This is a genomic window from Simiduia agarivorans SA1 = DSM 21679 (genome assembly GCF_000305785.2).
In the GTDB taxonomy this organism is placed as follows: domain Bacteria; phylum Pseudomonadota; class Gammaproteobacteria; order Pseudomonadales; family Cellvibrionaceae; genus Simiduia; species Simiduia agarivorans.
This window is the reverse complement of record NC_018868.3, coordinates 420,550-440,805: the sequence shown is the minus strand read 5'-3', so window position 1 is coordinate 440,805 and position 20,256 is coordinate 420,550. Positions and strand designations below refer to the sequence as shown.

Here is a 20,256-nt window from a genome sequence, read left to right as displayed (position 1 = left end):
GAATTATTATGACTTACCAATCGGTACTGAAACCCGGCATTTTTTCCGGACAAACCTATGTGGTGACCGGCGGTGGCAGTGGTATTGGCCGTTGCACCGCGCACGAACTCGCATCGCTCGGCGCCAAAGTCATCATCACCGGGCGCAAGCAGGAAAAGCTCGACAAGGTGGTGGCCGAAATTTCCGAAGACGGCGGATCTGCCACAAGTTATGCCTTTGATATCCGCGATGAAGCCGCAGTTGAAAAAGCGGTGGCCGATATCGTCAACACCCACGGCCGTATTCATGGCTTGGTTAATAACGCCGGTGGCCAATTCCCGGCGCCGCTGGAAATGATATCCCTGAAAGGCTTTGAGGCGGTGGTAAAGTCCAATCTGGTGGGCGGATTTCTCATGTCGCGCGAATTTTACAAGCACTGTTTTCAGGCCCACGGCGGCGCCATTGTCAACATCACCGCCGACAACCTGAACGGCATGCCCGCCATGGGCCACTCGGGCGCAGCCCGGGCCGGCATGGAAAACCTCACTAAAACCTGCGCCTGGGAATGGGGCTTTTTCGGTGTGCGCGTGAATGCCGTAGCGCCCGGCTGGGTGGCCTCTTCCGGCTTTGATACCTATGACCCGCATTTTCAATCGCTGATCAAAGGCGTGAAAAATCACGTACCACTGAAACGTCTCGCCTATGAAGCAGAAATCAGCTCGGTCATTTGTTTTTTACTGAGCCCCGGCGGTGCCTTTATCAACGGCCACACCCTGCGCATTGATGGCGGTTCATCACTCGGCTCAGCACCCGCTATATGGCCCTTACCCGAGGGCAATGCCGTAAACAGTAGTCCCTACAATGGCTTTCATCGCGCCGAGCTGCCGGCGATGTTACGCGACGATGAGGCGAACGAATGAAACCACGTTTGCACAGTCAACTTGATGTAAACGGCGAGGCATTTGCGGCCAACCGCGAACAACTGCTGGCGCAACTCGCCACGGTTGAAGCCGTGGGCCGGCATCAGCAAACCAGTGCCGAAACCAAGCGCGAAAAATACGCCCAGCGCGGCATGCTGCTGCCACGTGAACGGTTGTCGTTGCTGCTCGATCCGGGCAGCCCCTTTGTAGAAATCGGCGCACTGGCCGGTTACAAAATGTACGATGACAAAGACGGCTCCGGCGCCGGTGGCGGCTGCATTGCCGGCATCGGATTTATTGAAGGCGTCGCCTGCATGGTACGGGTGGACAACTACGCCATCAAAGGCGGCACTATTTCTCCGGCGGGCATGGAAAAAGCCCTGCGGTTGCAGACCATCGCACTGGAAAACAAACTACCCTTCGTGACCCTGGCGCAAAGTGGCGGCGCCAACCTGCTCTACGCCAATGAAATTTTTGCACCGGGCGGCCGTGGCTTTGCCAATCAGGCACGCATGTCTGCCGCCGGTATTCCCCAGATCACCGTGGTGCACGGCAGCGCCACCGCCGGCGGCGCCTATCAGCCCGCACTCAGCGATTATGTGGTACTCATTAAAAACCAGGCCACCATGTACCTGGCCGGCCCGCCCCTGTTAAAAGCGGCCACCGGCGAAATTGCCACGGATGAAGCGCTCGGTGGCAGTGACATTCACGCCAGCGCCGGCACCGGCGATTATGTGGCCGACGACGATGCGCAAGGCATTGCCATGGCGCGTGCGATTGTTTCCTCACTCAATTGGTCTTCGCTGCTGGCAGACATAAAGCAGGATATACCCGCACCCAGCTACTCGCCCGAGGAATTGGTAGGCGTGATTCCGGCCAACACAAAAACGCCATTCGATGCGCGCGAGGTCATTGCGCGCCTGGTAGATAAATCGGAATTTCTGGAATTCAAAGCGGGTTTCGACAACCAGACTCTGTGTGGGCATGGTCAACTCTATGGTGAACCGGTAGGCATTATCACCAACAACGGGCCCATCACGGCCCAGGGTGCCAACAAGGCCGCGCAGTTTATCCAACTGTGCGAGCAATCGGGCACACCCTTGTTGTTTTTACACAATACCACCGGCTTCATGGTAGGCACCCATGCGGAACAATCGGGCATTATCAAACACGGTGCCAAAATGATTCAGGCGGTGGCCAATGCCACCGTGCCGAAAATCAGCATCGTCATGGGCGGCTCCTACGGTGCCGGCAATTACGCCATGTGTGGCCGCGGCTTTGATCCCCGCTTTATTTTCGCCTGGCCCAACAGCCGCACAGCAGTCATGGGCGGCGCCCAGGCGGGCAAGGTTTTACGCATTGTCACTGAAGCAAAAATGGGCGCTGCCTCCGACGCGGCCATGCTTGAAAAACTTGAATCCGACACCGCCGCCTTTGTGGATGATGCTTCCACGGCGCTCGCCTGCACGGCCCGGCTGTGGGATGACGGCATCATCGACCCGCGCCACACCCGCGACCTGCTGGGCTTGCTGTTTCACCTGTGTAAACACGCAGACAAGGTCACAACCCGAACCAATCAATTTGGCGTCGCCCGCCTGTAACGGAGCCACTATGCAATTTACCGAACAACATCAGGCCCTGCGCCGTAGCATCCAACAGTTGGTTGAGGTCGAATTCAATCCGCAGGTTGAGGCCTGGGAAGCCGCCGGGCATTTCCCCATGCATGACGTGCTGAAGCGTTTGGGTAACATGGGTTTATTGGGTATCAGCAAGCCTGAAGCCTATGGCGGCATGGGGCTGGATTTCAGTTATGAACTGGTGCTGGCGGAGGAACTGGGTGCGATTCATTGCGGCGGCGTGCCCCTGTCCATTGGCGTCCAGACTTCCATGGCTACACCGGCGCTGGCGCAGTTTGGCAGCGATGAATTGCGCCGCGAATTTCTCACGCCGGCGATCAGCGGTGATGCCGTGTTTTCCATTGCGGTGTCCGAACCCGACGCTGGGTCGGATGTGGCGGCCATCAAAACCCGCGCCCGCAAAGACGGTGACGACTATGTGATTGACGGCAGTAAAATGTGGATCACCAACGCACCGCAGGCAGACTATTTTTGCGTGCTGGCCAATACCAGCGATGACAAACCCCACAGCAATAAATCCCTGATTGTGGTGCCAGCCAACACGCCTGGCTTAAGCATAGGCCCCAAGCTCGAAAAACTGGGGATGCGTTCATCTGATACCGCGCCAGTTTTTTTCGACAGCGTGCGCGTTCCCCAACGCTATCGCATCGGTGATGAAGGCGCGGGCTTTCTGTACCAGATGCTGCAGTTTCAGGAAGAACGTTTGTTTGGCGCAGCCCTCACGCTCAGAGGCTTCGAAGCCTGTGTGCACAGCACCATCGACTATACCCGCGAACGCAAAGCCTTTGGTGCGCCTCTGTTGGACAACCAGACCATTCACTTTGCCCTGGCGGAAATGACCACGGAAATCGAATCCCTGCGCGCGCTGGTTTATCACGCAGCCGAAAATTATCTGGCAGGGCAAGACGCCAGTCTGCTCGCCAGCATGGCCAAGCTCAAGGCGGGCCGGCTATCGCGCACCTTGCCGGACCAATGCCTGCAATTCTGGGGTGGTATGGGCTATATGGAATCGAGTCTGGTCAACCGCCTTTATCGCGATTTCAGGCTGACGTCTATCGGCGGCGGCGCCGATGAAATCATGCTCGGTATTATCTGCAAACTCATGGGCATCCTGCCCAAGAAAAAGAAACAATAGGCGGCGCTTTATGGACAACAACGCCCTGATCATTGAACCCATTGCACTGGGCTACCAGGTTACCCTCAACCGCCCGGCCCAACGCAATGCACTTAACCTTGCAATGGTGGAACAACTGCTGGCACTGGCGGAAAAAATTCAACAAGACGCTGCTTGCCGCGTGCTGGTGCTGCGCGGCAATGGCGGTCATTTTTGTGCCGGTGGCGATCTGGCCGATATGCTCACGGCAGCACAAGCGTTTGAAAACGGCGACAAAGAGGCCTTTTTTTCCGTCAACCGCCGCTACGGCGAATTGCTGCTGGCACTGACCCGCTTGCCCTGCATGGTGATTTCCCTTGTGGAAGGTGCAGCCATGGGTGGTGGTCTGGGATTGGCGGCGGTATCGGATCTGGTGATTGCACACGAGCAGGCAAAGCTTGCCATGCCAGAAGTCACCCTGGGACTGCCGCCCGCACAAATTACGCCCTTTGTGGCTGACAAAATTGGCCTGGTCAAAGCCCGTCAGTTGGCGCTATTCAGCAAAAAGCTCAGCAGCCGCGACGCACAGGCACTGGGTCTTGTGGATGAAATATTCTCCGGCGCCTCGGAAGCAGAGCATCGACTGCAACAAGCACTTCATACCGTTCAATTTGCTTCGCCGGCAGCGCTCAGAAGCACAAAACAATTGTGCTTTAGCCTCTCCCGGTTTGCCGGTGAGGATTGCGAACAGTTACTGGATCATGCCGCGCAGGCGTTTTCCTATGCCATTACCCGCGGCGACGGCCCCGAAGGCAGCCGCGCGTTTATGGAAAAACGCAAACCCCAGTGGGCCGAGGTTGACGCATGAAGCGATTATTGATTGCCAACCGGGGCGAGATCGCCTGCCGGATTATCCGCACCGCCAAATCGCTTGGCATTGAAACCGTCGCCGTGTACTCCGAGGCAGACCAACATGCACTGCATACCCAGCTGGCCGACAGACGCGTGTGTATCGGCGCTGCGGCAGCCGCGCAGTCTTACCTCAACATCCCCGCAATCATCGCAGCTGCCAGCGAAACCCAGGCCGATGCCATTCATCCCGGCTACGGATTCCTGTCAGAAAATGCGGAATTTGCGCGCGCTGTCTGCAATGCGGGGTTGATTTTTGTCGGGCCTCCGGCTGATGCTATCGAGCTCATGGGCGATAAACGCGCAGCCAAGCAGGCGGTTGAAGCCGTGGTTGTTCCCCTGTTGCCTGGCTATAACGGTGCCGATCAATCACTTGATACCTTACTGGCCAAGGCTGCTGACATCGGCCTGCCATTGATGATCAAGGCATCTGCAGGTGGCGGCGGTAAAGGCATGCGCTTGGCAACAGATCAACAGGCGCTGAAAGACGCCATAGCCAGCGCCAAACGCGAAGCCTTAGCGGCCTTTGGCAACGATACATTACTGCTTGAGCGCGCCCTGATCGACCCCAGGCATGTGGAAGTCCAGGTGTTTGCCGATCAGCAGGGCCATTGTGTCTACTTGGGTGATCGCGACTGTTCATTGCAGCGCCGGCACCAGAAGGTGGTGGAAGAAGCGCCCGCGCCCGGGCTTTCTGACGACTTGCGCCAACGCATGGGCGAAGCCGCCGTACGCGCGGCACAGGCCTGCAATTATGTGGGCGCAGGTACCGTGGAGTTTCTGTTAGACCACGATCAGAATTTTTACTTTCTGGAAATGAACACCCGCTTGCAGGTGGAACACCCGGTCACCGAAAAAATATTCGGGCTGGATCTGGTGCAATGGCAATTGGCTGTCGCACAAGGAACCCCCCTGCCGCTTTCGCAGGCAGCGCTCAGACCTGAGGGGCACGCCATAGAGGTCAGGCTCTACGCCGAAGATCCACTGAACGATTTTTTGCCGCAAACGGGCGAAATATTGCACTGGCCTGACGACAACGGCCAGACTCGCGACGCGCGAATTGACCATTGCCTGTTTACGGGTTTGACCATCGGCAATCACTACGACCCCATGCTCGGTAAACTGATCGCGCATGGTGCTACACGCGAACAAGCCATTGAGCGCCTGATCCAACTGATCGAACAGACTCCGCTACTGGGCTTACACCACAACCTGGGCTATTTACGCTCGGTTCTTTCGCAACCCGCGTTCAAAGCCGCCGATCTCGGAACAGGCTTTCTCAGTCGCCATGCGGCAATACTCTCCCAAAGCGCGGAGAAGAAAGCCGCCCTGCAGCTGGCAGCACTGAATTTTTTCTTGCAGGCGCAACCTTCAAAGGATTCAGGCACTGGCAACTGGTATAAAAACCTGTCCGCCCTCGCCTTCCCTTCACGCTACAAACTTAAACTGCACGCGGATGATGCACACACAACGATTACGTTAGATAGCAAAAACTGGCCGAAGGGCGAGCTCTTGCTCACTGACGCCGACATTGAATACAAGATTGATCAGATTCACCAATACCAGAACCACAAGGCCATATTATTGCACTGTCGTATCGATGGCGTTTCGTATAAGGCCTGGATAACACAACAAGGCAACGGCCTTTGGTTGCAACTGAACGGACAGAGTTTCGAAATACACCCGAGTAATCCATTAGCCACAACGCACACCAAAACCGGTGGCCTGAACGCCCCCATGGATGGGCGGGTGGTAGCTTGTCTGGTGGCGCCGGACAGCACGGTAGCAGAAGGCGATACCCTGATGATTATTGAAGCCATGAAAATGGAAATGCCCATTCGGGCCAACACAAGCGGTTGCGTGGAACTGCTATGCAACGCAGGCGATCAGATCCGCACCGGCCAGGCACTGGCGGTGATTCACACCAATCACACAGAAACACAATCCCCTGAGGAAGCCACCCATGCATCGTGATGACCTGCGGCTACCCAATCCGCACCTCAATGACACCCATCACGCCTGGCGCACCCAATTACGGAAATTTGTCAGCGAAAAAATTATGCCGCACGTCAATGCGTGGGATGAGGCTGGTGAACTGCCCGCAACCCTCTGGCGCGACGCTGCCGATATCGGTTTGTTGCAACTGGGCTACCCGGAAGCCTATGGCGGTATGCTGGAAGACACCGACATCCATCACATGATTGTGGCCGCAGAAGAAATTTCCGCCTGTGGCGCCGGTGGTGTTTACGCCACGCTGCTGGTTCACGGTATCGCCCTGCCGCCACTGGTGCACTATGCCAACGAATCCCTCAAGGCCGAGGTAATTCCCCCGGTACTCAAGGGCGAGAAGCACATCAGTCTGGCCATTACCGAGCCTGGCGGCGGCTCCGATGTGGCCAATGTCAGCACCCGGGCCGAATCCGATGGCGACGCGTTTATTGTCAACGGCAGCAAAACCTTTATCACCGGCGGCATGCGCGCCAACTGGTTTACCACTGCCGTGCGCACCGGCGAGCCTGGCTTTGGCGGGATTTCCCTGCTGTTAATTGATGCCGACACACCGGGTGTGAGCCGCACGCCACTGGATAAAAAACAAGGCTGGTGGTGCTCCGATACCGCGACGATTTACTTCGATAATGTCCGGGTGCCCAAAAGCCGGCTGATCGGCACGGAAAACGGCGGATTTTTGCCCATCGTTCACAACTTCAATAATGAGCGGATCGCGCTTACCGCCAGTGCCCTGGAAGCCGCACGCGTGTGTTTTGGAGATGCCTGGGCCTGGGCCAACGAGCGCAAAACCTTTGGCAAGCCCCTCATCCGGCATCAGGTCATCGGCCACAAATTTGCCGAGATGGCGCGCCAGATCAATGCCACACAAGGCTACCTGGACGCCTGCGCCTGGGCCGTAAAACACCACTGCAGCCGCCCTGCCGATCTGGCATTGCTCAAGGTACAGGCCACCCAGACCATGGAATTCTGCGCCCGTGAAGCCATGCAGATCTTAGGGGGTGCGGGTTATCTGCGCGATTGCCGGATTGAGCGCATCTACCGGGAGGTACGGGTCAATGCCATTGGCGGTGGCTCGGAGGAGATCATGCGCGATCTGGCCTGGCGCCAGTGGCTTGGGCGCTGACCGGCAGCGTGTCGCAGACCCGTCGGGTCACGGCGGCAACCAGCCATTCACGTTTCATCCACATCCTCTAAGTAGCCTAAACGGTGCCATACTGTGTACTTCTGATGCAGAATGACAAGGTAGGCTGGTGTCCGCTTTGGTTAGGCACATTGTAATTATCCCGCTCCTGCTGGCCATTGGTGGCCTGCTTGCCGGGGCGTGCTGCGCTTCCGCCGGATCGGACGAGCATTCGCTCCAGGCATCAGAAAATGCATCGCGCAGCCAACCTCAGCTGGCCTTGGCCTATTGGCGTGAAATCGATCCTGAACAATTGCCGGCACAGGAAATCCCACGCTATTTTGCCAAAGGCTATATGTTGTTGCGCAATCAAGGCGAACCGAGTGAAATCGCTGAACTGCGCGCACAGATTCTGCAGTTTCAGTCACAGTTGCCCACGCCTTCTCTGAGTGCACTGATTCAACTCATCGAGATAGAAGAGTTGCGGTTGGCCGGCAAGCTGTTCAGTGCGCAATACCAAATTGAACAATTGCAGCGATCTTCCTCTGATTGGAAAAACGACTACATTCTCTTTTTAGTACACGAAGTTTCCAGCGAGCTGCACAAAGACCTGGGCCAATTAGATCAGGCAGGTGTTGCGCTGGAACGTGCTTTCAGTTGGCTGGATGAGCATGATTCGTCACAGGAATACCGCCGCACCCGTCTACTCATCAGCGCAGCCGCTTTACTGCGTCACAGCGGAAGCTTTTCGGAAGCGCGATTGAACATACAATCGGCATTGAATCTGGCGCGCGCATCAGGTGCCCGAATGGATGAAGTCGAAGCACTGGTTGAGTTGGCCCAACTCCACTTAGCCATGGGCGAAAACCAATCGGCAGCCAATCATTTACAGCAGGCATTGGTGTTGGCCAAAGGCGTTCAAAGCACCAAGTCCGAATTACATGTCCTTGCGGTCCTTGCCGATCTTTACCTGCGCCAACATCAGGCAGCCGAAGCATTGACAGCCAGTCTGCGTGCCAAGTCTGTCGCCGAAAGCGCCGGTCTGTGGCTGCCGTTCTGGATCGCCACCAGCCATCAGGGCATGGCAGAAATACAGAGCGGCAACATCGCTGCGGGCCTGAGTACGATTGCGCCAGCACTGGATGCACTAGCGGAAACGGATAGCTACCGGATCAAACTGCGTATACTGGGTCAGCTGGCCGACATACTTGCCCATCAACGTGCTTTCGAGCAAGCCAATTGGGCAATGCAGGAGTATCGGAAAGTCAGTGATGAAATGCAGCAAACCAACCATCGCTGGCTACTCAACCAATACCAAACACAACTGGAAACCAATCGATTGCGTCAACAGGCTGCAGAATTGATACTGCGCAATCAATTAAAACAATCGGCGCTGGAGCAATCCGGCTTACAACAACAACGGCTGCTGCTGTTTGCTGCGCTGCTGTTATTGAGTGTCATGCTACTGGTGCTGGTGGCACAAAGACTGCGCCTCAGCAACCAACGACTGCACATGTCCAATCGTAATCTCACAGAAAAATCCAGGATTGATAAACTCACTGGCCTGCTGAATCGCGGCGCCTTATTGGAAACCCTGTTTGCCAATGATCGCCAACGACGACACGATGACCAATACACGGAAGACGGCATTCTCTTCCTCATCGACATCGATCATTTCAAACAGATAAATGACACCTGGGGACACGCTGCCGGCGATAGCGTGCTCAAGCAGCTTGCGGCTTCTCTGACAGACTGCATGCGCGGAACAGACTATATCGCCCGTTGGGGCGGTGAAGAATTTGTTGTCGTGACACCCGGCACCGATTTGCAACAGGGATTGGTTTTAGCAGACAAGCTATTGCATGCCATCCACGCCCGCGAAACGCTGGTAGGCCATCGCAGCCTGCAGGTGAGCGCCTCAATGGGGCTCGCCGCCCTTGGGGCAAACGCAAGCCAGTCGGACTTTGAACGGCAACTGGCGGTGGCGGATGCAGCGCTGTATTTTGCCAAAAATCAGGGGCGGAACCGGGCAATCGCCGTGCTGAGCCACCAGCTGAATGAGCAGGACTGTCAGCACCTCACCGAGCGTTTCCAGGCCCTGGTTGACACTGCCAAAATTCAGGTCGCCACAATAACAGGGCCTGAGCGAACCTGAGGCCCCTTTTCTTGGTGAGTTAGGCCCAGTTTCCAGCCTGGCCTGCTAGACTTACAGCGATACACCCGACCGGACCTGACGATTGCGCCAGCTACTCAAAACCTTGCTGCTCCTTCCTTGCCTTGCCATGGCCACGACCGCTGCCAGCGACAGCCCGCCACAGGTCACCCTGGAAGTGAATATTCCACGCGGCGAAATCAGCAACAGCGGTCACCTCAGTTACGTGATTGCACTGCTTCAATTGGCGCTGGAGAAGAGTAAACAACCGCACGAACGCATTGAACTGGTGCCTATCGAGGAGGATCTCACCCAGGCCCGGTTAATTGCCGAGCTGATTCGCAGCCCCGACCTGGACGTCATCTGGACCATGACATCCCGCGAACGGGAAGCGCTGATACGGCCAATCAGGATTCCGATACTGAAAGGTTTGCTTGGTCAACGGGTCTTTCTGATCCGGGCTGACCGGCAGGCGGAATTTTCGCGCATTAAAACCATCGCCCAGCTGGCGCAACTCAGAGCGGGCCAGGGCAGTCACTGGCCCGATACCGAAATACTGCGGGCCAATGGCCTCAATGTGCATACCTCACCTCACTATGAGCTGCTGTTCACCATGCTCAAAGGGGGGCGTTTTGATTATTTCCCACGGGGCATTAACGAGGCCTGGCCGGAACTTGCTGCCCACCCAGATGAGGGCCTGGCAATCGAAAGCGAATTGCTGTTGCAGTACCCTGCCCCCATGTACTTTTTCGTCAAGCACGAAGACAGCGCGTTGGCCCAGCGTATTGAAAAGGGACTGAACATGATCATTGACAGTGGTGAGATGGACACGCTGTTTCTCAACCACCCCTCCATCAAGCCCGTACTGGAAAGCGCCGCGCTCACGAACAGGCGGGTGTTCATGCTTAACAATCCCACCCTGCCAGAACAAACGCCGTTGCATGATAGACGGCTATGGATTACTTGTTGCGCGCCTTGAGCCGGGGCTCTGAAACAGCGATCAGGGTTCCCTGCGCATCCAACGCAATCGCCTGAGTCGAACCATAGGGCCCCATTTCCTTCAGTTTGTGCCCCCGGCTCACCAGCTCTTGTCTGACACCGGCCGGCATATTGGCTTCAACAAACAACATGTCCGGTCGCCATTGCTGATGAATCCGGCTTTTTGCCAAGGCCTCCTCCAGAGGCAGGCCCAGGTCCAGATGATTAATGATCGCCTGCACCACCTGGGTAATGATAGTTGGCCCACCTGCTGCGCCTACCGTCATCACCGGTTTACCATCCTTTAATACGATGGTGGGCGACATCGACGACAAGGGGCGCTTGCCGGGCTGAACACTGTTGGCCTCCGTGCCCACCAGGCCATAGGCGTTCGGCACACCTGGCTGCACCGAAAAATCATCCATCTGATTGTTCATGACCACGCCGGTACCAGGCACGATGACTTTGGAGCCAAAATCCGTATTGACCGTAGTGGTGATTGCCACCCAGTTGCCGGCGGCATCTGCAGCGGCAATATGGGTCGTATGCTTGAAAAACAAATCTTGTTCGGATGCAGGTTCGTCGGTTATAGCCGGCTCACCCTCGGCAGTAGCAAGCGGATCTCCCGGTTCGGTCACATCCAATGCGCGGTTCAGCAAAATACGCCCCGCCTGCGCCGCAATATAGTCGCGACTCACCAATGCCTTCGGCACCTGGGTAAAATCCGGATCGCCCAACCAGTGAGCGCGATCGGCAAAGGCCAGCTTCATGGCTTCTCCGATCAGGTGGTAACGCTCCCCGTCTTTCAGGGCTTTGAGGTCATGGCCTTCCAGCATGCCCAGAATCTGGGCCGTGTGTACGCCGCCACTGCTGGGCGGCGGAAACCCCACCACCTGGTAGCCACGGTAGTCAAACAGAATCGGGCTGCGCGCGATCACCTTGTAGCCGGCAAAATCAGCGGCACTTAACAGTCCGCCGTTGGCAGCCATCCATTGATCCACCGCACGGGCAAAGCCCCCTTGGTAAAAGTAGTCACTGCCCTCATCGGCGATGGCTTTGAGGGTGTTGGCCAGGTCTTTTTGCACCAGGGTATGACCGCGCGGCCAGGGATTGCCGTCTGGTCCCAGCAATACCGCCCGGCTGCCATCGAAGCGGGCCAGTCGATCGGCTGAGCGCGCCAGGCGCCCGGCAAAAATATTGTCTATTTCAAAGCCTTCTTCCGCCAGGCGGATGGCGGGCGCCAGCACATCGGCATAGACTTTGGCGCCGGCCTGTTCAATCGCCATCTCGTATGCCAGTACCGAGCCCGGCACTCCCGACGCCAACGGACCCATCTGGCTCAGGCTGGTATCGGCCTCGCCGTCCACCACATACATATCGCGGTGTGCCTTGGCGGGTGCGGTTTCCCGCCCATCCAAAGCCAGCAGTTTGCCATCGGCGGTGCGGATCAGTACAAATGCGCCGCCGCCAATGCCAGAGTTATGACCATCCACCACGCCCAGCGCAACGGCTGCAGCCACCGCCGCATCGACGGCATTGCCACCTTTGGCCAGCACATCCATGCCCGCTCGGGTCGCTAATGGATGTACCGTTGCGACGGCGCCGCGGGTATTGGCTTGGGCATATGCAGGTTCATCTGCTGGCTGGCTATGGGCAACAGTGCACCATAACAACAACACGAGGCAAAAAAGCAGACGGAGGCCAGTGAGTACAGGCATTCAAACAACCCCTTGAATTATTGGATGGTCTAAGAATACTGCCTAAACAAAAGGACTTAAAGGCAAAGGGACAGCTTTAATCAAATGGGCCGTGCGGGCCCATTTGATTATTACAAAGCCTATTGAAACACAGTGTCCAGTAATGCCGTTAGTTCCGTCAGCTGTTCTGGTGTCAGATTCACAACTCCGCCTGTTGGCACTCCGTGTGCGGTCATCCAGGTAACCAACTGCTCAATCCCGCTCGCATCCAACAAACGCCCACCCACATCAATGGCACTAATCAGCGCATTAGAGGATGCTGTCCAATCGGCTACCTTAATCTGATCGTTCGAACCGAGAAGATAAACCGTCAACCCCGCGCCATTAGCCACTAACCACACATCTTCTGGTGCATGGTATGGCAGTATAATCCGATTACCTGATCCCGTTTCCACCATCGTATCCTGACCGTCCCCAGGCTCGAACACATAGACATCATCACCCTGACCGCCAACCAGATAATCATTGCCTTTGCCCCCGACGACGGTATCCGCGTCGGCACTACCCGTCCAGCGATCATTTCCTTCCAACAGATAAATACCGGTAATACCCAATAATTGGGTATTGGAAAAATCGAGCGTATTATTGCCGCTGGTTGCGCGAATGAAATTAGTGCCAATACCCAAATCAATCACTTCGACAGAATCGTCGCCAGCAAAGTGTGACAGTATCAAAAAATCGTCGATTTCTGTGCCAAGAACGCTATCTATTCCTTCCCCACCGTTATAGCGATCGGCTTGCTCGTCTGCGCCGCTCAGCAGGAACGTATCATTTCCATCGTGGCCTTTCAGATAATCTGCACCGGCCCCGCCTGCCATGATGTCATCAGCGACAGACCCGGTAAGCGAGTCATTGCCGGCTCCGCCAAGGACAGCCGATATATTGAGCAGAGCTGTCGCGCTGAAATCCAACACAGTATTACTATCGGGAGCCTGTATAGTATTCACTCCTGCTCCGCCATCGATACGCTCAATACTGCGAGCAGGAGCAAAACCAGACAACCGGATAACATCATCTCCTTCGGTACCCAGTATCTGATCAAAGCCTTCGTCACCAAAGTAGCTGTCTGCACCGGTATCACCCGCAGTGATAAGAAACGTATCATCGCCCGCACGGCCATAAACCCGATCGGACCCCAACCCACCTTCTAACACATCATCCTGTTCGGAGCCTTCCAGATAGTCATTCCCAGCGCCCGTATCAATGCGCTGTATGCTGATCAGCTGGGTTCCACCAAATTCGAAGACATTATTGCTGCTGCTCCCTTGGATAATATTCGAGCCGGCGCCGCCATCAATAATCTCCACTGTATCCGCACCGCTGAATACGGATAATCCAATCACATCATCCTCATCTGTTCCCAGTATGCGATCTGTCCCTTCGCCACCACTGTAGCGGTTATAACTCAGGTCGCCAGCAGTGTGGACTATCACATCATCGCCGGCATTTCCTACTACCCAGTCGGCTCCCATACCGCCTTCGAGCCAATCATCACCGGCTGTTCCTTTTAATGTGTCGTTACCATCCAGCGCATTAAACCGGCTAATACCGATGACTTCCGTCAAAGTGAAATCCAACTGATTATTGGCATTGGTACCCAGAACCAGGTCATTGCCGCCCTGGCCGTCTATGCGCTCAACGCTATCATCTGCCACGAATTTCTTCAGGCGGATGAGGTCATCGCCACTGGTACCCAACAACTGGTCAAAGCCATCACCACCATTGTAGGTATCGGCATGCGCGTCATCGTTGTCATGCAGGAAGGTATCGTCCCCCCCCTGGCCAGACAAGAAATCACTTCCGACCCCTCCCCGAATGATGTCATCGACCTGGCTTCCACGGATGGTATCGTTGCCGCCGCGGCCATCAATCAAATGGATATTGCGAAGCTCGGTATCGGTAAAGTTCAATTGGTTGTTAGCGTCGTTCCCCACAATTTCATTGTGGCCGGCCCGCCCATCAATGAGTTCCAATGCGTTGGATGGGTAGAGTGACGACATGAGCAACTGATCATCAGCATCCGTACCCAACAGTTGATCGTATCCGGGACCACCGTCAAACCGATCAAATCCGGTTTCCTCGCTAACATGCAAAAAGGTGTCATCACCCTCTTGACCATAAAGCCAATCACTGCCATCACCGCCTACCAGCACATCATTACCTGAACTGCCGTAGAGTTGATCATTACCGGCCTCGCCTCGAATGCCGGCAATATTGATCAGTTCCGTACCGCCAAAATCGAAAATCGTGTTATCGCTTTTACCCACAATCCACTGAGGTGAGCCCAGTGCAACTATGCGCTCTACGCGGCCACTGCCCTCAAACCGGGCAATGCGGATAAGACTTTCTGTCGCGGGGCTTTGCAGGGTATCAACCCCATCGCCACCAAAATATTTATCAAAACCCTCATCGCCTGCGGTCACCAGAAACAGATCGTCACCGCCCTCCCCATAAAGCGTATCGCTGCCGGCGCCGCCTTCTATGACGTCATCCGCTTGCGAGCCATGGATCAGATCATTCCCGCCACCACCATTGATCATGGCGATGCCAATTAAGCTTACATCATGGAATTTGAGAATATTGCGGCTATCGTTGCCAACTATGGTGTTATAGCCGCCGTCACCATCGATAATTTCTGCCGACGCCGCGCCGTTGAACTCGACCAAACGAATAACATCATCAAATCCACTGCCCAGAATTCTATCGGTACCGTCACCGCCCGAATAGCGATCAAAGCCTTCGTCACCCTGTGTCAGAACGAAAACATCATCACCCGCCTCGCCATAGAGTTTGTCACTGCCCATACCCCCAATGAGGGTATCCGGACCTTGGCTGCCTCTGATCGTGTCATTGCCGCCAGCGCCATCCACGTGCAGAATATTCACGAGCTCTGTCGCGCTGAAATCAAAGCGGTTGTTGCTATTCGTCCCAATCAGCGTATTCACCCCGCCAGAACCATCTATCACTTCAACCGTGTAGTCGTTTTCAAAGCGACTCAAACCGATGACATCATCGCCGGCACTGCCGATTATCCGGTCAACGCCCTCGCCACCCATAAACTGGTCGAACCCTTGGTTGCTACCTGCCACCCAGAACTCATCATTGCCTGCGCCGCCATTGATGGTGTCATTGCCTGCCCCACCCACAATGCGATCATCACCGGCGCTGCCAATTACCGTATCGTTGCCTGCCAGCGCATCAATATGATCAATATTGCGCAATAACGTTAAACTGAAATCGAGCGTGTTATTGCTGTCGGTACCATAAATTACATTGAGGCCACTGCCACCATCAATTTCTTCCACCGTCCAGTCGCCGGTAAACGTCGACAGACGAATACTGTCGTCACCTGCCGCGCCAACAATGCGATCGTAACCATCACCGCCAGAGATTTTGTCGGCATAAGGGTCATTGCCTTCGATCCCAAAGGTATCGTTGCCCGCTTCGCCATAAAGGGTGTCGGCGCCGCTGCCACCCACGATCAGATCATCGCCATCGCCCCCGTAAATGGTATCGTTGCCGCCATGCCCATTGATGATGTCATTGCCGGCAGTGCCATGCAGAACATTGTTGCTTTCACTGCCTTCCTGTTCATCGGTTGGCGAGCCCGCCAACACAAAGTAGGCCGTTCGCGCTGCGGGCCAGACCACACCCGCCGGGTGCTGAACCTTGAGCAGATCGCTGCTGTAAGCCGCGCTATTGGCTGGCAGTGCACCAAATGACAGGGTATCAGAGCCTTCAACAAGGGTCGCGAGGACAGGGTCGTGTGTATTTGACAGCAAGCTGGCTTGCGCACTGGCGCCGGTCACACTCACACCCTGGTTTTTGATACGGACCCGATAGCTGCTTACCACCTTGCCATCGGCATCCGGCAAAGACTGTGCGACCAACTCTGGCGCACACACATAGAGTGACTGGTCCGCGAGTTCATTATCCACAAGCGTCAGGTCGATGGCTTCCGTTTCGACCCCATCATAGGCAGCATCGCCGCTGATGGCGGGTAAAAACTGCAATTGAAGCGCCCGATCACCTTCGACGCTGCAGTTGTCTTTGCCGGCAACATATACCCGCTGCGGTATCTGCCAGTTATTGGCATCAAAATAGAGGTATTGCAGCCCCACAATGCGCGCACTGGCGGAATTGCTCAGCTGCAGATTCAGCGTCACCTGCTCGCCCGCAGCCACAGCTTCAGACAGCACCACGTCCACTGCTGCCCAGCGACTATCGGCTTCATCCATCACACCGTCGTTGGCCAGGCTGGCCACCACGGTTTTATTAGCGCCCGGTTTAGTGAGCGTACAACAATGGTTCACGATTATTGTTTGGCTGGCATCGGTAATTTCTGCAGACAATTGATAGCTGCCGGACGGCAGTCCACTGGTATCCCACAAGTATTGGTCCGCTGCGCCATCTCCGTCCTCTGGCAAACCAGCCACAATCAATCCCTTTATGCCCGCGAAGTAATAGTAAAGTGCAATCGTGGCGGCGGAATCCGGGTCCTGATCCTGCCATTGAATGAGCAACTCATTCCCCAGTAGCTGGTCGCTGTCTGGATTCACAAAACTGAATTGGGGCGCGTCGTCGATGCCATTTAAATTGGTCATAAAATGCTGGGCCGCACTCCAATCCCCCGCCAGGCCAAATTCATCCTGCGCCTGAACACGCCAATAGAAGTGGCTGTTATCAGCAAGATTAAAATCCGGTTGCCATTGGGTACTGCTGGTTACCACGGTCAACAACGGCGAGGTCAGCGCCGCATCGTCGTACAAGGCAAAGCGGTACTGCACCAGATCACCATCGGGATCAATCACCGGATTCACATCAAAGGTGGGCTGCAACGTCTCAACCACCTGGTCCTGACCCGGATTATTGAGCGTGGGGATTCCGGGCTTCTCATTAACCAGATTCAGCTGGAATTGTGCTTGCTGCCAACTGGAATCCAATGCGCCATCGCTCGCCTTTACCCGCCAGAAATAACGCTGGTTTTCCTCCAGCGCATCCACTTGCCATTCGGGCAACGACAATGAGGGGGATTGACGTTTGCCAGCGCTGGTAAAATCGGTCTGGGTATCCAGCTCAAACACATAGCTGACCGGTTGACCTTCGGGATCATTGACCGGCACCGCGGTTAATAGCAAAACGCCACCCGGCAGGCTATTGACCCGGGCGCCATCCACTGGGGCCAATACCGCGGGGGCGGCAGGACCGTGGTTAGCCGTGCTCACCAGAAATTCTGCACTGGCGTGACTGCTGGCACCATGCTCATCGGTCACCGTGATTTGCCAGCGATAGTAGCTGTCTTCTGCCAGGCTGTTTGGCAGTGTCCATTGGGTCTGACCTTCAGCGCCGGGTAACACGCCCGCTAAGGATTGCATGGGGTCATTGTCACCGGCCAGATAGAGGTCGAACCGATAGCTGAGCGTATCGCCATCGGGATCTGTCGCGTTCGCAACAAGTAACGTGGGTTTGAGTGTTGCTACCGTAGCGCCATGCACCGGGCTGACAATCACCGGTCCAGTGGGTGCATCGTTTTGTGTATTGACAAAAAACTGGCCCGGCACCCAAGGCCCTGGCACCTGCTCAGCAGTAAAGGCACGCACACGCCAATAATAGCGCTGATTATCGGCGATGCTCTGCCCCTCCTCAAAGTGCTCCGCGGCCAATTGCCATTCGGTTTGCACAACGCCTTCAGGGATTGCGGCAGCCGCCACCTTTTGACTTAAAGCCGCATCGCTATACATCTCAAACTGATAGCTGACCACTGCATCCTGTGCATGAGGTGCATTGCTGATTGTCAGAAGCGGCAACAAAGGTAATTGCGCGCCTGCAAGAATTTCCTGATTGAATTCGGGCGATACCAACCCTGGCTCACCCGGGACCGATTGCGCGATGGTTGGGTCAGTACCCAGCTCAGATTCCTGCCTGTCGGTAAGCCCGTCACCGTCGTAATCGCCGTTGCCATCGCGGCTCAGATCGCCAAAATAACTCAGCTCCCAGGCGTCATTCAGACCGTCGCCGTCTTTATCATCCGCAGGATTAATTTGAATAAGCAGGGAACGCTCCGCCTGCAACTTGCCATCAGACGCCACAAACGTAATGGGATAACTACCCGCTTGCCCAACGGCTGGAAACCATTGAAAAACCCCGGTGCCCGTGCCTTTGTCATTAAAGTTCGCACCCGCTGGCAATTGCTTGGCAGTCAATGCGGGCACGGTACCATTGGGATCGGATGCCTGTACCAGAAAGCCCACCTGACCACCTTCATAACTGGTGCGGTCATTAATTGCCTGAAGCACGGGTGCGGCAGGTTGCTCGGTCAGATCACCAAAAGTCAGCGTGTAATTGCCGGGGCCGGCGGTGTCAAACACATTGATGAAATAGTTGAAATTAATCTTGTCATCAGCCCGTTCTTTGGACAGCCAGGCATTGGCGGCGGGCAACAGTTTACCGTCGCTGCGCTGAACGCGAACCAAAGCCTGAGCCCCGGCATAGGGGTCGGCCACTTTGATGTAGGCCGCGGTCTGGATGCTACTGGCAGTGAGCGAATGAACGCCGCTATTGCCGCCGCCCAACTGACCATCCAGCGTTTCCACCGCAATGCAGTGGGAACAATCCACTTCATCCAGACCTGTGGCTTCCGATTCAAAAACCCGCAGGCCGCCCACGCCAGAACTCGCGAGAAAATCCCGGACATTGTCGCGACCGGGCAGGTCTACCTGCACATCCCGCACCAACAATTGGGTATTCAATCCGGTCACCAGCGACGTCAACTGCCCGCCGAACTCGTCGGCATGAGCAAAGCTGGCATTAAAGGCCGTGAACTTACCCGACAGACTGGATTCCATGACCCATCGGCCAACCACCACACCACCGGGGGCGATATCACCAAAATTCATCAGCAAACTGGGAACCGCCGGTGCATTGCCAACATAGCTGTCGGTAATCCGGAAATCGATGGCCAGGCCTTGTTCGTTTTCTACTATGGTGGGCTGTGCGGATTCTATGCTCACATTGCCTGCCGGCCCATGGCCGCTGTTGAGCAAACGCACACCCAATGTATAGGGAACGGGCGGCTCAATGGCCTGGGTAAATGCGTCGTCTGCAATCACTTCTTCCGTGAGGAAGTAATTCAGCGCAAGCTTGGGTTGGGGTTTCACCGTAATGCCATCGGGTGCCACGGTCACCAGTTCATCTTTGCCGCCATAGCTGTAACGGAGCTCAGCACCCACATAGTAGAGTTTGCCCTCTGGCTTTTGCGCAGCCGCATTGGCAGTGGGGATAATCAGCCAGCGCAGCTCACCCACGGATTTGGCAGCAATTTCACCGCCCTCTACACGACCATCGTCGGCAGTATGCAATACGCTGAAACCTTGGGAATCATCAACGCGGATAAAGAAAGCAGCGCTACTGGCCTGGGTATCAGAGGTAGCCACCACCGGATTGCCATCGGCATCGGTAAACAATACGTTTACACTCACATCGGTCAGCGCGAAAGTGTCCAACGGGTTGGTGATGCGCATTACCGCTTCGAAGCCTTGCCGCTCCAAAGTGAGTTCCTGCGCAATCTCAATCTTGACTTCAGCACATAAGGCTTCGTCCTGCGCCTGCGCACTTGCATTGAACAGCACAAGCGATGCCACCATTAACCAGCGGCCCATAACCCCAACCTGCATTCCTTTATCTCCTGACCCTATGCTCCGG

The 20,256-nt window shown here is 55.7% G+C and carries 10 protein-coding genes; 8 read left to right on the top strand and 2 right to left on the bottom strand.

The window, feature by feature from the left end; translation table 11 throughout:
- The first annotated feature begins 8 nt into the window (after nt 1–8).
- From M5M_RS01915 to M5M_RS01880, 8 genes are all read left to right on the top strand, one after another.
- Entirely contained in the window at nt 9–899 is an 891-nt protein-coding gene (locus tag M5M_RS01915; RefSeq protein WP_015045774.1) for an SDR family oxidoreductase, read from the top strand.
- Complete coding sequence (locus M5M_RS01910; protein WP_015045773.1) at nt 896–2,500, top strand: acyl-CoA carboxylase subunit beta; 1,605 nt, start codon at nt 896–898, stop codon at nt 2,498–2,500. Before M5M_RS01915 ends, M5M_RS01910 begins: the two co-directional genes overlap by 4 nt.
- Before the next feature lie 10 nt (nt 2,501–2,510).
- Nucleotides 2,511–3,671: an acyl-CoA dehydrogenase family protein gene (locus M5M_RS01905; RefSeq protein ID WP_015045772.1), complete on the top strand. Its 1,161-nt coding sequence runs from the start codon at nt 2,511–2,513 to the stop codon at nt 3,669–3,671.
- Between the two features lie 10 nt (nt 3,672–3,681).
- Complete coding sequence (locus M5M_RS01900; RefSeq protein WP_016389167.1) at nt 3,682–4,497, top strand: enoyl-CoA hydratase/isomerase family protein; 816 nt, start codon at nt 3,682–3,684, stop codon at nt 4,495–4,497.
- Complete coding sequence (locus M5M_RS01895) at nt 4,494–6,512, top strand: acetyl/propionyl/methylcrotonyl-CoA carboxylase subunit alpha (RefSeq protein WP_015045770.1); 2,019 nt, start codon at nt 4,494–4,496, stop codon at nt 6,510–6,512. The genes M5M_RS01900 and M5M_RS01895 overlap by 4 nt, the downstream gene beginning before the upstream one ends.
- Entirely contained in the window at nt 6,502–7,671 is a 1,170-nt protein-coding gene (locus M5M_RS01890; RefSeq protein WP_015045769.1) for an acyl-CoA dehydrogenase family protein, read from the top strand. Before M5M_RS01895 ends, M5M_RS01890 begins: the two co-directional genes overlap by 11 nt.
- A 136-nt stretch (nt 7,672–7,807) precedes the next feature.
- Nucleotides 7,808–9,823, top strand: a complete 2,016-nt coding sequence (locus M5M_RS01885; protein ID WP_144062368.1) for a GGDEF domain-containing protein — start codon at nt 7,808–7,810, stop codon at nt 9,821–9,823.
- An 82-nt stretch (nt 9,824–9,905) separates the two neighbouring features.
- Nucleotides 9,906–10,799 carry a substrate-binding periplasmic protein gene (locus M5M_RS01880; protein WP_015045767.1) on the top strand — a complete coding sequence of 298 codons (894 nt, stop codon included), beginning with the start codon at nt 9,906–9,908 and terminating at the stop codon, nt 10,797–10,799.
- Here M5M_RS01880 and ggt read toward each other — a convergent pair.
- Together ggt and M5M_RS19255 are read right to left on the bottom strand one after the other, a co-directional pair.
- Nucleotides 10,780–12,516 (bottom strand): gamma-glutamyltransferase, encoded by a 1,737-nt coding sequence (gene ggt, locus M5M_RS01875; protein WP_016389166.1) that lies wholly within the window; start codon nt 12,514–12,516, stop codon nt 10,780–10,782. The two genes, M5M_RS01880 and ggt, sit on opposite strands and share 20 nt — an antisense overlap.
- Nucleotides 12,517–12,635: 119 nt before the next feature.
- A complete protein-coding gene (locus M5M_RS19255) occupies nt 12,636–20,228 on the bottom strand; it encodes a putative Ig domain-containing protein (protein ID WP_015045765.1) in 7,593 nt (2,530 codons plus the stop codon).
- Nucleotides 20,229–20,256 lie beyond the last annotated feature (28 nt).

Bases quoted from the DNA above. Each gene is read 5' to 3' on its own strand.
- M5M_RS19255 (WP_015045765.1), bottom strand. From the start codon at position 20,228: ATGCAGGTTGGGGTTATGGGCCGCTGGTTAATGGTGGCATCGCTTGTG.
- M5M_RS01915 (WP_015045774.1), top strand. From the start codon at position 9: ATGACTTACCAATCGGTACTGAAACCCGGCATTTTTTCCGGACAAACC.
- ggt (WP_016389166.1), bottom strand. From the start codon at position 12,516: ATGCCTGTACTCACTGGCCTCCGTCTGCTTTTTTGCCTCGTGTTGTTG.
- M5M_RS01905 (WP_015045772.1), top strand. From the start codon at position 2,511: ATGCAATTTACCGAACAACATCAGGCCCTGCGCCGTAGCATCCAACAG.
- M5M_RS01910 (WP_015045773.1), top strand. From the start codon at position 896: ATGAAACCACGTTTGCACAGTCAACTTGATGTAAACGGCGAGGCATTT.
- M5M_RS01900 (WP_016389167.1), top strand. From the start codon at position 3,682: ATGGACAACAACGCCCTGATCATTGAACCCATTGCACTGGGCTACCAG.
- M5M_RS01890 (WP_015045769.1), top strand. From the start codon at position 6,502: ATGCATCGTGATGACCTGCGGCTACCCAATCCGCACCTCAATGACACC.
- M5M_RS01895 (WP_015045770.1), top strand. From the start codon at position 4,494: ATGAAGCGATTATTGATTGCCAACCGGGGCGAGATCGCCTGCCGGATT.